This window comes from Spirosoma profusum, from assembly GCF_014699005.1.
Taxonomy (GTDB): Bacteria; Bacteroidota; Bacteroidia; order Cytophagales; family Spirosomataceae; genus Spirosoma; species Spirosoma profusum.
In genome coordinates, this window is the sequence record NZ_JACWZY010000004.1 from 313110 (window position 1) to 327001 (window position 13892).

Sequence of the window (13892 nt, forward strand, 5' to 3'; positions counted from 1 at the left end):
AGATTCTTCCTTCGTCAGAATGACACAAGTCTCCTCTAAACAAAAGTTTAAACAGGTTCCTTAATTCCTTAATCGTATTCTACTACCTGTCCCATAAATCACTTTCCCTCCAGTCCTGTACCGGATGTTCAGTGCCGAACCCGTGTAACTCGCCGGAACTGTTACTACGTGCTGAATCACCGCTATATCACCTGCCACCGGAACACGACCACAGGACCAGGTCGTTGGGTCGTCCCAGCTACCATTTTTAACGGTGATTAGGAGAGGATTAGGCGAGGTTACCACCGTAGCGCTAGCAGTAGCGGTACATCCAGAAGTATTGGTCAGGGTTACTGAGTAGGTTCCTGCTATATTTACACTGATAGTTGACGTAGTGGCTCCTGTAGACCAGCGAACAGTACCTGCTCCAACCGCCGTAAGGCTTGCCGATGGCGGAGAACAAGTCAACGTAGCACTGGATGGGCTGATGCTCACGGAAGGCAGATTCGGAGCCGCATTCACGACAACACTGGTTGTAGCCGTACAGCCGCTGGCATTGGTTAACGTCACTGAGTAGGTTCCGGTGGAACTTACACTGATAGCGGACGTAATGGCTCCTGTCGACCAACGAACACTCCCCGTACCAACGGCCGACAGACTTGCGGTGGGAGAAGCACAAGTTAAGGTCGCACTGGACGGACTGATGCTTACTGAAGGAGCCGCCTGCGCCGAGCTCACTACTGCACTAGCTGTGGACGTACAGCCGTTGGCATTGGTTAACGTCACCGAATACGTACCCGCTACGTTTACACTGATGGCGGACGTAGTGGCCCCTGTCGACCAACGAACGCTACCAACTCCCGTCACAGATAAACTAGATGTTGGGGAAGCGCAGGTCAGCGTCGCACTGGAAGGACTGATGCTTACTGAAGGAGCCACCTGAGCCGCACTCACTACTGCACTGGCCGTGGCGATGCATCCATTGGCATTCGTCAGCGTTACAGAATAAATGCCTGCTGTATTCACACTAATACTGGACGTAGTGACTCCCGTAGACCAACGAACACCCCCTACCCCAACCGCTGACAAACTGGCCGTCGGAGAAACACAGGTGAGTGTCGTACTCGAAGGGCTAATGCTAACCGAAGGAACAGTTTGTGCCGCATTAACCACCACACTAGCTGTGGCCGTGCAGCCATTGGCATTGGTCAGGGTTACGGAGTAAGTGCCCGCGACACTTACACTGATAGTGGACGTAGTAGCTCCCGTCGACCACCGGGCACTTCCCGTCCCAACCACCGACAGACTCACTGTTGGAGAAGCACAGGTCAGCGTTGCACTTGAAGGACTGATGCTCATCGCAGGCTCAACACAGCCGACCGTGACTTGCGCATCGGCGTTTGCGGGAGGTTCCTCTTTGTTGCCAACGTTATCGGTTGCCAGCGTATAAAAGCGATAGTTATTTCCTAATGTTCCCGTAAACGGAATGGACCTATCAGTCAGCCCGGTTTTAAAAACAGAAAAGGGCGCATTGTTCTCCGATACGTACAAATCAAAATCGCGGATACCAGAGCCACCAGCATCGTCCTGGCCCTCCCACTCAACGTTGAATGTGGGCGAACTTGCCTGAGCAGGAAGGGGCTTAACGTGGCTGGAAGGAGCACCAGCATCGATAGTATTCTTCCATAAATTAGTAGCAATTGTTTCTTCAATATCAAAAATAATACTGGCTCGGGCCGACGTAGTGTCTTTGGTCACGCTCCGACTTGAAGGGATAATGGTGAACGTAACATACCCTTCGCCATTATGTTTCAGGCTATCGTTAACTGGCAGAAAACCGCTATTTGGGGGTAACGTAGCAGCTAAACCCGTGGCCGGATCGATGCTTTGAAAAATCCAGAACGCCCGTCGTTTGGCAATATCCAGCCCCGCCGTGACATCGACATAAATCCCTAAACTATCCCGGACATCCAGTCGGTTTGTATAAACGCTGGTGTTCGGTGGAACGGAAAAATTAAAACTACCAAAGCCGAAATCGCTGATACGTAATGATGATGGATTAAATTTTTCGTGAATCGGTACATAAATCGTTACGTTCTGAGCAGGAGCCGTCGCAAAATCCGGATCGTTTTCAAACAGAACTTTATACTCCAGATTCTGCTTGACCGATACCCAGCGTATCAGACTGTCATACCCCGTCCGACCAATAATTTCGTTCGGGTCCGAAGCTCTGACAACCGGGATGGAAATTGTAGGTTTAGGATTATTTGAGCAGCCTCCATTTGGACAGCCAGGTTCACCATCCTGATCGCCTGGATTGCAATTACTCGACGTTTGAGCAAAGCTCAACGACGTAGAAAAGAGTATGAATAGTATCCAATGGATATGTTTCATTTGTATTTATTATTAAACATTCGCATGATATTCATTACCCTATTAATCAAAAAATTACTAGTCTAACCTTGCATTTCTTGATAAACTAGCTGAACAGAATTAAACTTATTAGTACAGCGGCCATTCACTTAAATGTATCAAGCAAAGACGTAGAGTTTTCGCTAATTTCAGTAATTTTCTTTCTAGAGTATTTTCTGCCAAACAATTCGAAAAAAATTCATTATTCGCATTAAACTCACTGTTATTAATCTTTGGAATAATAAAAGCACTAATCCTATTCAAATTTATTGTTTTTGTGCTATCGTCGTAATTTGGCAATTCGCCATTTTGAAGTAAAAAAATATTTACCAATAAATAATCTTCTATATTCTCATAGGAAATTGATATAACCTTTGCCATATTTCGATATTGAACATCATAAAATGTATTACCTCTTATTTCTTTATTTACTAAATCAAAATCGAATTCAAGTATTAAAAATTCAAAATAATTACTTACCCTTTCTATGTAGAGTGCACCTTCAATCATGGTCTAACAATATTTAATGAGCCAGGGTGTAATTTTTGATAGTTTTTTAACATATTTTGTTCCATCTGGTAAAAAATACTTGGATTAACTCTATTCACATCTTTTCCAATGTCTAATATTGTACGACCGCTCCGCATTTCATTTAGTATCCATTTACGATTATATTGCATCATTTGGCTTGTTATTTGGTCCTTTGAACCAATAAAATCAGGCATATCATTTAGAGTTTTCGCCCCTGGGATTTTTGATGCAGCAACCTTGACCCGTTCCATAGTTTCTCCAATTATTGTTACTCCTTTTTTAGGTATAAAATTTATTTCATTTTTAGAGATTGAATTCACTCCGTTTTTAGCAAATCCACTAGGACCTACAAAACCTTTCAGAAAATCAAAAGCTTCAGCTGCTAATTGGTAATTGCCATTACATGGATCAACCGCTTTAGCGATGTCCTTTGCCAAGGAGCCTGTACTACTGACATCCAGATCATTTAAGGACTTCAAAAGGTTATCAAGATTCGCAAAAAGTTCATAGCTTGAAATACCCGCTAAAGGAATCCCAATTGTAGCGCCTAGTCCGGTACTGCTTAAAGCTATCCCTCCAGCAATGCCAAATCCACTTTGAACTAGTCCGCCAATTGCACTCCCAACTCCGCCCCAATTCACTAACCCCAACGGATCAGTTGCATTCGTTACGTTGTTATTGACATAAGCATAATTATTAAGTCCATCTATATATTCTAACGGGTCTCTTTGGGCAAAACGACCCAGAATTGGGCTCAGCTCCCGGTTGCGGTAGTGATACGATTCGAACGTAAACTCGTACGGTCTGCCGGTGTATAAAAGATTGTTAAGTGTAGAAGCGGCTAGCTCAACATCTGCCGGACTAAAAATGTGAGGTGTACCAAAGGGATCGTATGTGTAATATTCCAGTACGTTGCCAGAAGCATTGGTAATATTCTGTACCGAATTCAGATCATCGGTCTGGTAGTAATAGTCATTGGCGCCAGCGTTGGCATAGAGAATTTGATCAAAGTCCGAGCCGTAAACGAAGCTCTTAATTGTGCTGTTGGTAGTTTCTTCAATGACATTGTCCAGATCGTAGTAATAGCGGGTGGTCGTTCCGTCCTGTGTTCGGCTGACCCGGCGGCCTAAGGCATCGTAGGCATACGTAACTCTGGCTGTACCATTCTGAATGGCGAGTAAACGGTTATCAGGGTCATATTCGTACGTATTGCTGCAATCAGTAAGTAAGTTACCATTGCGATCATAGGTAGGGAGCGCATTGCTACCGTTGATTGTAATGGCGGTGTACTGATTGACGTAATTGGAAGCATAGGTTTTCTCCGTAGCGCCTTCTTTTGCAATGGTCCGGTTACCCAGTGCATCATAGGTATATTGATGCGATACAGAAGGAGTTAGCTGGTTATTACTGTATTGGCCCGAAGCAAAATCCTTGAGCTGAAACGTAGCATCATACGTATACGTCTCCGAGCGTGTCGGCTTGTGCAGCCGTTCGGTCAGTGTGCGCTGGTCTGAAGGATCGTATTGATAGCGGATATTTAGCTGCGATGCGGGAGTGGCAGTCAGACTGAGCAGGTTGCTCATGGCGTCGTAGCCGTAATTTGCCGTCGTACCGTTTGAGAACGTCTTTTTCGTGAGCCGGTCCGCGCCATCATATTGCAGCCCGGCCAACGTAGTATTGTTGCGCTTGACTTCAATCAATCGGCTACGGTTGTCCATCTGCCACACGATCTTTGTACCGCCCGGATAATCAATGGATTTGGTTCTGGCCGACGTATTATATGAATAGCTCGTTGGCTTGCCATTATTGTCTTCCCTGATCAATCGGCCCAACGCATCGTAGGAAAGTGTAATCGTAGCGTTGGCGTTTATCGCTTTCACCAGATAGCCAGCCGCATCATATTCAAGCGTTTCCTTTACGTTGGCCGGATATTGTCGCTCAGTTAGCCGATTAAGCGCATCGTATTTATACTGGATTTTCGTTCCTGTTCCAGTCGTTTTTTCGGCTAAACTTCCCTGCGCATCATAGGCAAACCGCTTGGTCGACCCGTCGGCATAGGTTTGCAACGTGAGTTTATTCCGGTTGTCGTAGGTGTAAGAAGTGGTATTGTTCTTGGCGTCAATGATATTGATGAGATTCCCTTTGGCGTCGTAAGTAAACCGGTTATTCTGTCCAAGCTGATCGGTAATGGTATTTGTCCGATTCAGCTTATCATACGCAAGGAGCATTACGTTACCTTTCTGATCGGTTTCCTTGATTTTATTCCCATTGGCATCATAGGCAATCTGAATCGTAGTCTGATTAGGGAAGGTCGTTTTGATAAGCTGGTTACGAGCATCATACTGGAAGGACGTAGTATTGCCAGCTCCATCCTTTTCCGTGCTTACATTTCCATTACCATCATAGGTATACGTAACGACGGTTCCGATCTGATCCGTCGTTGTCAGCAACTGACTATTATCGTCGTACGTATGGGTTTCTAACTTGCCATTGGGGTGGGTAACTGTTTTTTCATTACCAATCGCATCGTAGGTATACGTAGTGACCTCATTAAGCGCATTAGTCGCTGTAACCAGCCGGCTATTGTTATCATAAGCATACGTAGTGATTCGATTTAAGGGGTCTTTTTCGGACGTAAGTCGGCCATTGGCATTATACGTGAAGCTGGTTACACCACCCAACGCATTGCTAACCGTTTTCCGGCGATTCAGCTTATCGAAAGTTGTGGTCGTTACGTTAGTATTCTTGTCTTTAACGGTCAGTCGATTACCGGCTGCGTCGTAGGTGTATTGTTCCGAATAATTGAGTGGATCGGTGGTTTTGGTCAATCGCTGCAACGCATCGTAGGTATAGGTGGTCGTGTTGCCGTTGGGATCGATTTCGGCAGTACGGTTACCCATCGCGTCATAGCTATAGGTGGTTATGCCTCCCAGCGCATCCGTAACTTTAACCAGGCGATACAGATCGTCGTAGGCAAACCGGGTCGTATTTCCGTTTTTGTCTGTCTCACTTAACTTGTTCCCGGCATCATCATACTCGTAAAAGACCGTTTTTCCCAGCGCGTCCGTAACAGACAGTGGTTGCTTCCGACTGTTGTACGTATAGGTTGTTACGTTACCATTTCCATCCGTCTCCTTAACAATATTTCCCTGTCCATCGTATTCCATAGACATGGTATTACCAAGCGGAAGTGTCGTTTTGATACGTCGTCCCAAGCCGTCATACGCATAGCTCGTCACCTTGCCTAGTGCATTGGTTTCCGAAGCCAGTAGTTTGAGTTTATTGTAGGTGTAATTCGTTATTTGCCCCAACGCATCCGTCATTTTGGTACGTTGGTTCAAGGCATTGTATTGATACGTTGTCGTATGGCTTTCAGGATCGGTTTCTGTGAGCTGGTTCCCAAAACAATCATAGGTAAACGTGCGTATACCAGCCTCCGGATCGGTTATTCTGGTGAGATTCCCATTGCTATTGTACTCATAACTCGTCGTAAAATTGTTAGCGTTGGTATAGGTAATGCGATTCCCTTTCGTGTCATACGTCGATTTCTCGATTACGCCCAGCGGCTTATCGATTTCCGTGAGATTACCCTTGGCATCGTATTTAAACGTAGTGGTATTTCCTCTTTTATCGATTAAACTCGTGACTTTATTAAAAGTCGATTCATACGTATAGGTTGTTACGTTGCCAGCCGGATCGGTTTCTTTTAGTACGTTACCATTGCTGTCGTACGTATAAACCGTCGATTTCCTGTTACCATCGGTCAGACGGGTAATGTTGTTGTTTGCATCGTAGTTATATTCCAGATTGTAGCCGCAGCAATTCCCGCGTTTTGAAATAACTCGCCCTTTATCATCGAATGTATAGGTCGTCACCACCGTCTGACCGTTCACCTGTTCGGCCACAAATGTTTTCAACTGCCGTGATACGTAGCTGAATACATGGCTGGTAGCGCAGGAAACGACTTTAGAAACGGCCCCATTCCGATTATAAAAAATACTCATGTTGTTGCCGCCTTCGTCCGTATAGCCGACGATACGTGCCGTTGTGTCAGCGTAGTACTTCACAAAATCACCGATGGGGTTCGTGACCTGGGAGGGGTTACCTTGGGCGTCGTATTGATACGTGATTTTGCGCTCCGGCAAACAACTGTTATCCTTGATTTCGGTCAGACGTCCGCTCGTCCAGCTAAAGTTCACCGTATGGCCAGAACTGTGCGTCAAGGTAGTCAGCAACGTATCGGTATATGCCAAACTGATCTGATTTCCGTTGGCGTCCTGCATACGGGTCAGGCGCTTGTGGCTGGCATTTTCAAAGTAATACCGCAGACCGTCTTTCGTCTGAACATAGAATTTGCCGGATTCATACTCTTTCAGGGCATCAAAGACGCCCGTTGCGGGTATGTAATTCGCGCCTGATTTTTGATAAAGCTCCCGACGCCCATCGGCCCGTTCGACCCAGACGCCCGAGTTGTCGGCATAATAGGCCATATTATAGGTAAAGGTCCAGCCCTTACCCATGCCCCAGTTTCGACTCCTACGGGTTGCATTGTAGGAGAATGTAATGTCAATAGGTAACCCCTGGCTCGGAATCATTAAATCCGTTCGCCGATGATAGAGGTTACCCGTATAACTGTTGATTTCAAAACCATTAGGTACAGGTACGGTAGGCCGGGTCCTGTTCTGGGCGAAGAGGAACTGACCTGACGATCCCAGAAAAATGAGTATCGAAAAAAACAGTAGGCGAAACATAGTCGTGGTGTGGTAAAAGATAATCAATCAGTAATCACAATGTCGATCGTTGGAACTGCCCGGTTTGTAGATACCGTATAGATTTTAAAGTACCCACTGGCTCCGGGACGTAAAATTCCGGGCGGGCCACCCTCTTCCTTACATTCGAGCACGAGGTCACTTTTGTTGTCTTTCAGTTCGGGGATTGAAAACGCAACCGGGACGTTTTCGCTGAGCGAGAGCAGGTATTTTGTCGGTACGGGAATATCGACCGTTCCATTATTCTGGTAACTGACAATGAAGGACGTAATAGCCGAGAGCCTTACGTTGGCTGGGGCTACTACGTCGGTTGTGAATTGATCTTCAAAACCGACATTCGTAATCTGGCAGACAAACCCTGAACTGCCAGGTTCACCCGTATTTCCGGAGACAAACACGCTACCGGTTCCCTGACGAATCGTAAAACTCTGTGGAAGCACGGCGGTGGCCCCGCCCGGATTTGTGGCTTCTACGTCGTAAGCCCCTAATGGTTTGTTCAGCAGATCGAACGTAACAAAGACGACCGTCTGGTTAACGTATTGAATGCGATACGGTTGTATAGTTTCAGTGCCTGTTTTTTTCAGCCGGAAAACCGTACTGGCTTCAAATCGGGCTCCCGTTATTTTTAACGTAGCGAGGCCAGTATTACCGCCCTGCGACGCGTTCACACTTTTGACGCCAAACGGAATAACTTTTGCCAGCAAGGTAATCGGCAGGGACGGTGTTGTTAAATTTCCACCCGTTACCATCAGGTAATACGTTCCGGTCTGTAAGGAAGGAAGTACGATCTCCTGATTCGCCTGAAATGGCAGATTTCCTACATAATCATATTGGTTAACGGTCGGCACCAATCCTTTACGGATAAAAATACGATTGACGGCGTTGTTGGTAGAATCTCCTTTTAAGGTAACAGCCAGCGTTTCACCCGTTAAACCAGCAGGAACTTCAATGCGATAATACAGAGGGTTATCTTTTTTTAACGTAGCGGAAGTCAGTACGTTAATAGGAAGTTCCCGAAACGTCACAACAAGCTTACTAACTGATATAGCCTGGTTATTCCCTTCGTTGTGTTCGACAATGTTGTTCAGGATATCCGTTTTGATGATAACGTAGTACTCGCCAATTGACAGGTTGGCCAGTGGTTTTTCCAGCGTCTGGATGGCCGTTGCCTGAATCGGCAAATTAACGGTACCTTCCAGCGTACCGAGTAATACGTCGGTTGCATCTAAGGTCGTGTCAGCCGATAGGTATACGGCATCGCGTCGAAACGCATTGGTTGCATTCGTGCCTATATTGGCGAGTACCCAACTGATAAGTGCGGTTTCGCCAGCGTACTGGGGAGTGGCAGGAACTGTAATCTCTTTTATAACCAGATCGCTGGGTTGCTGGGGCGAAATGAAAAGACTTGCGACGGCGATGTTGTTCCCCTCGTTTCCGCGCTCGAAAACAGTATTCGTAGCGTCGGTCTGCTGAAGCAGGTAATAATTACCCGATACGTTTGGCGGCAGCATGAGTTGAAGGGTATCGGTATATTCTGCGCCAGCAGCAAGTGCACCGTTGTGCGCATGGCTACCTAGCGACACATCATTACCTAGCTGTAAATCGGTCGATAAATAGAATTGATCAATCCATGAACTGGCCGGGGTAGGCCCAGTACCATTGTTTTTGACTTTCGCGCGAACCGTAATGGGTTGCGAGGCAACAGCCTGGGTCGGCAACGAAACCAGCGAAGGAACCAGATCGGCGGGCGGAAGTGTAACAACCTGTACGCTTGTCCCCCCTCCGCTGAGTGTCATCGCCAGCGTATTATTGGCTCGATTCGGGTCATTATGCTGACTGAAGCGATCCACGTTCACAATAAAAAATACGGTTCCTTCGGCTTCCTGAGGAACGGTAACGGTCAGACTTCGGGTGTACGTATTGCCCGGCCCTAGTGGCGAATTAATGGCTGTACTGCCAATTAACTGATCGCTGAAATCGAGAACAGGATTCGTACTCAGGAATACTGCATCTGTCCAGGATGGGATTACCGTTGACTGCGTACTGTTATTTTTAACCGTCCATTGCAGGCTAACCGGCTGACCAGCGGTTACGGTACCGCTTAAAATCTGACCGGTCACTACCGACAAATCTGTCTGTGGTAAAGCAACCAGATTTACCGTACTGGTAGCGGTTTTCAGGTTGTTTGCCTCGGCGTTGTTTTCGAAAATAAGGTTTCCAGCGTCCGTTTTTACAATAATATAGTAGGCGCCGGGTGCCAGATTTCCGGGGATTGGGAAAGCCGTTTGCTGGGTATACGATTGGCCGGCAGCCAGTGACCGATTCAGGAAGGTGGTGCCAATATTAACCTGAGTCGCTTCGTTCAGTGTCGGCGTGGGCGACAGATAGACACCGTCTGTCCAGCTCTTATTCGTAATTGGCCCCGCTCCACTATTTTTTACCGTATACTGAATGGCAATCGCAGTACCAACGGTATCGGTGGTTGGTGTAACAAGCGAAGAAACCTCAAGATCAGGTGAGGGGGCAAGGGTAATGCCAATTGGAGCCACCAGTACGTTGTTAGTCTCTAGCCGTTCGAAAATAGTGTTATCGGCATCACTAATCAGAATCAGGTAATAATTGCCTGAAATCTGGGCGGGCAGTGAAACAGACGCATTTTTAGTGTATTCGCCCGTTGCGCTCAGAAACTGATCCGTTACAGTTTCCGTCAACAGAACATCGGTTGGATCAAAGCTCTGATTCGTTGATAAATAGATACGATCCGTCCAGTTGGCATTGTAAATGGCGGCCGGGCTGTCATTTTTCACTTTCCATTGAACCGATAGGGTTTCTTCCGACAAGGCAGTTGCGGGAGCCGTCAGGGTAAGTGGTTTGAGGTCCGGATTGATGACGGTGATTTTGTCGACCGCCATCGACGTATTATCGGTTTCGTCGGGATTCTCGTAAATCTGATTGTTGGAATCCGAAAAGACGAATACGTAGTAGTCGCCCGCCTGAAGTGAACGGGGTATCTGAACACTTTGCTGCATCCGGCTGCTGCTCAAGGAAAGCAAATGTTCCTGACGGGTAAAACTGCCAATAAAACGGTCGGTCGACGCATTGAAGATTTGATCAGTCGACAAGTAAATGCCTTCGACCCAGGGTTTAATGGCTACCTCTGAGCCTTCATTGGCGGTTGTCCATTGAACCGTTACGTTTTGGCCGTTCGATACGGTCGTCGATGACACGCCCACATTACTAACCACCAGATTGGGAGTTGGCCGTTGAATAATGGTCATAGCAAGGCTGTTCAGGCTATTGTTGTCTTCCCGGGTATACTCAAAAACCTGGCTATACCGATCAGTGATTACATGTATGTAGTACTGGCCTGAAATTTGGGCCGGGAGTATGACTTTTTGCGTGATCTGATACGTACCGTTGGGAGCTATTACCCCTTGCTGGCCGACGGTTTTCAGCACTCGGTCTGTAGCCAGATTGACCGACTCCGACGTTCCAATTGAAATCTGATCAGCCCAGTTTGTTGCCGTAGTCGGGCCCGTGCCTTTATTCGTAACGGTATACGTAACGGTCACTTCACTTTCGGAAAACGTATTCAACGGTGAGACCGTCAGCGCCGTTACCTGTAAATCAGGGGGTGGAGCCAGCGAAATATTCAGGATAGTACTGCCGCGCTCGTTGTTGGTTAACGAAGTCTCGCGCAGCGATTGTGATGCGTTTGTAGTAACAACAACGTAGTAATTACCCTGTATACCTTGTGGAATTCTGAACGTAAAGTTTGCCGAACGATAGGATTGACCAATGGGCAGCGAACTAAAATTACTGACAGCACCGATATAATATTTTTCAGCACTTGCACTCAAAACCGGATTGTCGCATAAATAAACCTGATCGGTCCAGGGGCCATTTGTATCGCCTTCACCCTGATTTTTCACGACCCAGCTTACAGAAACATCTGTTTCTGAAATACCGGTAGCAGGGGTCGAAATGCTTTCAACAATTAAGTCGGGTAAATGGCGCGTTCGGAATGTTCGAACAGGGCTGGCCAGCTCGTAGCAGGCGCGTTTGGCAACAATCTGCCACTTATAGCTCTGATCGTACTGAATAATAGTGGTATTCGAGATCGTATAATTAATGGCGGTGATGTTGGCAGCCGTTGGGGTATTGGGTCTGGCTGACGTAGCGGGCCAGACGTAAAGATCATAGGTAACAGCCTTGGGGATTGGCGACCAGGTGAAGACAACCTGTATGGGCTGATCGGTTTCGTTATCCTGCGGCAGAAGGTTCTGAAACGTACCGGTTAGCGGTTGATTCGTTACGTTAACGGGTACGGTTTTTACAGAATCCTGACCGGCACAAACGCCCGTGTATTTTACCTTGATTGTGTAGTTTCCGACTGTAGCCCAGTTAATCGTTGCCGTTACGTTATTCGCCTGGAGGCTTCCTCCGCCGGAGAGCGACCATATGTAGTTATTGCTGCCCGATACGGTATTCTCCAGGTTATACGTCTTTGTTCCAACACAGGAAACGGTATCGCCCGCAATGGAAAATACGGGTGGTACCCGATGAATACTCAAGGGTGTACTGTTCGCCGTACTGACCCGGGACGGATTACTCGCCGAAATACGGATACGGTAGTTTGTTCCCTCTGCCACAGAAGGAATAGTGACCGTGATGGAGCCAGAACCTGTTCCGGTTAAGGTTCCTATTGGGCGGGGCGATGTGAAACTGCCATCAGCATCAGACAGTTGAGCCGTAAAAATATTGCCTGCCGTGAAGGGGCTGTTAACCGTAAATGGAATACTGACTGTATTGCCAATGCATAAAGTCTGTTCGATCTGACCTATTGTGACAAACGTGCCTGAAGGTGGTTCAAGCCTGAACGAATTTTTGTTGGTGATGCTCCAGTGCCCATTTCTATTTTTGGCTCTAACGTAAAGGATATGATCGCCCAGCAGAAGATTCTGTGAATCAACTTCAAAAGCGATGTTATCAATTGTCGTTCCCGACGTAACTGTTATCTGCTTCCCCTGGCCAAATCCAGGATCGGTGTCCACAAAATACTCAACCTGAGTAATGTCGGCTAATGGCTCAGCCTGAGTAATCGACTGTTTATAAAACGTACGGGTGTTTGTCAGACTCCATTGCTGTTTTTCATCTTTGAAACGAGTATACAGTTTATGAAAACCGTCAGAGAGAGACGTAATGTTAAAATCAAAAGTAATGTTCGAAAGATCAGAGCCCGCCGTAATGGCTATGGATGTGGCTTTGTCAAAACCAGGATCATTATCAATGAAATATTCGCCTTTAACAATGTTTGGAAGCGTATTGCCGGTTGGCTGAATGGCCTCTTTATAAAATGTTCTTGTAGGGGTATGCGACCAGTTACCGTTACTATCCCGGAAGCGGATGTACAGATTATGAAAGCCTGTTGCCAGAGCCGTTACGTCAGCCGTAAACGAAATATTGTTCAGATTGGAAGCTGGTGAAACAGCAATTGCCGTACCACTTCCAAAACCGGGGTCAGTGTCGAAGAAGTATTCAGCTTTGACAATATTCGCCAGAACTGTGGGGGAAACCGTCAAATTTTGTTTGTAAAACAACCGTTTTTGCGTAAGCCCCCAGCTTCCATTGGCATCCCTGAAGCGGACAAAAAGTTGATGAAATCCGGGCGTAAGGGACGTAATATCGAATGTCAACGTAACGTTGCTCAAGTCCGATCCGGACGTAACGGGAATAGTAGTGCCGCTTCCAAAACCGGGGTCAGTATCAATAAAATATTCACCTTTCACTACGTTCGGCAAGGTGGTACTCGCTGCAATAAAATCCTCTTTATAGAAGATTCGCACGTTTGTAAGCGACCATCCGCCTTTTGTGACAGGGGTGCCATTTTCCTGTACCTGATACGGCGTTACGAAAGACCGTATGAATACCTGATGAAAGCCAGCGGGAAGACTGTTTATATTGATCGCAAAAGAGGCTGTCACATCCAGACCTGCCGTAATCGGCACGTTTACCCCCTGACCAAAGCCAGGATCGGTATCGACGTAGTATTCGATCTTCGATACGTTCTGAGCCTGAATTCCGGAGCAGATAAGGCAAAGCCATAACAGGACCGCGAAAGCCGGGAAATTGCGGAGTGTAAACTGTTTCATAACAGACGTATTTAGCCGTTATCGACTCAGTCGGTGATAAAAGAAATAC

Annotated in this window: 4 protein-coding genes; all 4 read right to left on the reverse strand. The window is 46.8% G+C overall.

Annotated elements, in window-relative coordinates; genetic code table 11:
* Window positions 1–60: 60 nt before the first annotated feature.
* A complete protein-coding gene (locus IC229_RS07620) occupies window positions 61–2373 on the reverse strand; it encodes a DUF7619 domain-containing protein (protein WP_190886348.1) in 2313 nt (770 codons plus the stop codon).
* A 108-nt stretch (window positions 2374–2481) separates the two neighbouring features.
* Entirely contained in the window at window positions 2482–2901 is a 420-nt protein-coding gene (locus tag IC229_RS07625; protein ID WP_190886349.1) for a hypothetical protein, read from the reverse strand.
* Window positions 2898–7673, reverse strand: a complete 4776-nt coding sequence (locus tag IC229_RS07630) for an RHS repeat-associated core domain-containing protein (protein WP_190886350.1) — start codon at window positions 7671–7673, stop codon at window positions 2898–2900. The genes IC229_RS07625 and IC229_RS07630 overlap by 4 nt, the downstream gene beginning before the upstream one ends.
* Window positions 7674–7696: 23 nt before the next feature.
* Entirely contained in the window at window positions 7697–13843 is a 6147-nt protein-coding gene (locus IC229_RS07635) for a CARDB domain-containing protein (protein WP_190886351.1), read from the reverse strand.
* Window positions 13844–13892: the final 49 nt, after the last annotated feature.